The sequence below is a fragment of the Leisingera sp. F5 genome (genome assembly GCF_001593695.1).
The window spans coordinates 1-1,888 of record NZ_LUKH01000669.1 but is presented as its reverse complement, the minus strand read 5'-3'; the positions used below and the strand labels follow the sequence as shown (position 1 = coordinate 1,888).

The 1,888-nt window shown below is 62.8% G+C and carries 3 protein-coding genes; all 3 read right to left on the bottom strand.

All coding sequences use genetic code 11. The annotated features are described in order from the left end of the window. Nucleotides 1–275: 275 nt before the first annotated feature. Nucleotides 276–986 (bottom strand): ZIP family metal transporter, encoded by a 711-nt coding sequence (locus tag A2I95_RS34590; RefSeq protein WP_259994657.1) that lies wholly within the window; start codon nt 984–986, stop codon nt 276–278. A gap of 45 nt (nt 987–1,031) precedes the next feature. Then, complete coding sequence (locus A2I95_RS34585; protein WP_291737079.1) at nt 1,032–1,301, bottom strand: hypothetical protein; 270 nt, start codon at nt 1,299–1,301, stop codon at nt 1,032–1,034. Nucleotides 1,302–1,415: 114 nt separating this feature from the next. After that, nucleotides 1,416–1,888: succinate dehydrogenase iron-sulfur subunit (locus A2I95_RS34580; RefSeq protein WP_291737077.1), on the bottom strand; the 473-nt coding region annotated here is incomplete at its 5' end.

Below are 1,888 nucleotides of genomic sequence, written 5' to 3'. Positions count from 1 at the left end.
GCCTGATAGTATTCGATCACCCATTCGCCGGGGTCAGCCTGCTCAACCGCCGGCAGCGGTTCCGGGGTGTAGTAGGCGAAGGCTTGCTCCAGCGCGTCCAGCGCGTCTTGTGCAGCCTGCTTCTTTTGCGGTTTCACGGGGTCCATCGGGTTGCCTCCATAGTCTGGCACGGTCCTCCCTTGCGCAGGAGGATAGGCGCAGGCCAAACCCGCTGCAGCAGATGATTGTGCAAAGGCGTCATGCAAGCACCGCATTGCAAACCCGGCAGGCAAGTCTCAGCCGGTCAGAAGCTCCCCGGCCAGCCCCAGCGCAAAACCGGCAACCGCACCCAGTGCCGGCACGCTGCTGCGGCTGGAATGGGCCTTGGGCGCAATATCCTGGAACAGCAGATAGAGAATGCCGCCAGCCGCAAAGATCATGATCGCCCCCAGCGCAGCACGGGCGTCCGCCAGCCAAAAAAGCCCAACCAGCGCACAGGCGGGCCCGAGCGCGGCCAGCCCGAGAAAGGCCAGCAACACATGCCAGGCCGGGCTGCTGCCATTCCAGACTTCGCGGAAGGCGGCAAAGCCTTCGGGCAGGTTCTGCAGGAAGATCATCAGCGCCAGCAGCTTGGCAGTGGCCGCATCGGCCACCAGCATTGCCCCCAGCGCCATCGCCTCCGGCAGGTAGTCCAGCAGCATCGCCAGCAGCAAGGCGCCGCTGCCGCCGTGGCGTTGCAACAGCGTATCGACCGCATAAAACACCGCTCCGCCAGCGGCAAACAGGCCAACCGCCCAAGCGGGCGGCAGCACCTCGGCCGCTTCCGGCACCAGCACCAGCGCCACCGCCGAGGCCAGCGCCCCGCCGCCAAAGGCCCCGATGGTGTGCAGCACCTCATCCCGGAGCATCGGGTTGCGGATATGCTCACACCAAGCAAGGAAGCCGCCCAACGGCATCGCAAGACCGGCAAGTCCGGCTAAAAGGATGGCAAAAACATGCGGTTGCATCCCGGCAGCCTAGGGTCGGCTTTGCCGAAGCTCAACCCGTTTGCGTCAGGTGTTGATGCAGGAGGTCGCCTGTGAAGCCTGTGCCTCTGTCACGTTCGGTCCCGGCTGCACACTCCGCAACACGGTGGCTCCAGCCCCATGACCCAGGAAGTCTGTCCGCACCCGGTACTGCCCAGTGATGCCTGCCGCCTCGATACAGCCCGGTATCTTAGAGTCGGTTGCCGCCAGTTCGGCGCCGACACGGTCGTGATCCGTTGCCGTCATGCAACCCGCCAGCAGTGTCAGCGCACCTGCGGCACATCCAAGAAGTTTCATGCCTGAAATCCAATGCCTGCCAAAACCATACCCCCGGTTTCGCAGGAAACCGGGGGCGGTGCAATTTATGACGCCCTCAGGCGGCGGATCCTTGCGGATCAGCATCTTTGCGCATCAAACGCTGCGCTCGACCATCATTTGCTTGATGTGTGAAATTGCCTTGGCCGGGTTCAGACCCTTGGGGCAGGTCTTGGCGCAGTTCATGATGGTGTGGCAGCGGTAGAGCTTGAACGGATCTTCCAGCTGATCCAGACGCTCGGGCGTCGCCTCATCCCGGCTGTCGATGATCCAGCGGTAGGCGTGCAGCAGGGCTGCCGGGCCAAGGTAACGGTCGCCGTTCCACCAGTAGCTCGGGCAAGAGGTCGAGCAGCTGGCGCACATCACGCATTCATAAAGCCCATCCAGCTTCTTGCGGTCCTCGATCGACTGCTTCCACTCTTTCGCCGGGCGGTTGGTTTTGGTTTCCAGCCACGGCATGATAGAGGCATGCTGGGCATAGAAATGCGTCAGATCCGGGATCAGGTCTTTGACCACCGGCATATGCGGCAGCGGGTAGATTGCCACATCCCCCTTAATCTCATCCATGC

What these genes read in the sequence shown, in the direction of transcription:
- A2I95_RS34590 (WP_259994657.1), bottom strand. Translation starts at nt 986, where the DNA reads ATGCAACCGCATGTTTTTGCCATCCTTTTAGCCGGACTTGCCGGTCTT.
- A2I95_RS34585 (WP_291737079.1), bottom strand. Translation starts at nt 1,301, where the DNA reads ATGAAACTTCTTGGATGTGCCGCAGGTGCGCTGACACTGCTGGCGGGT.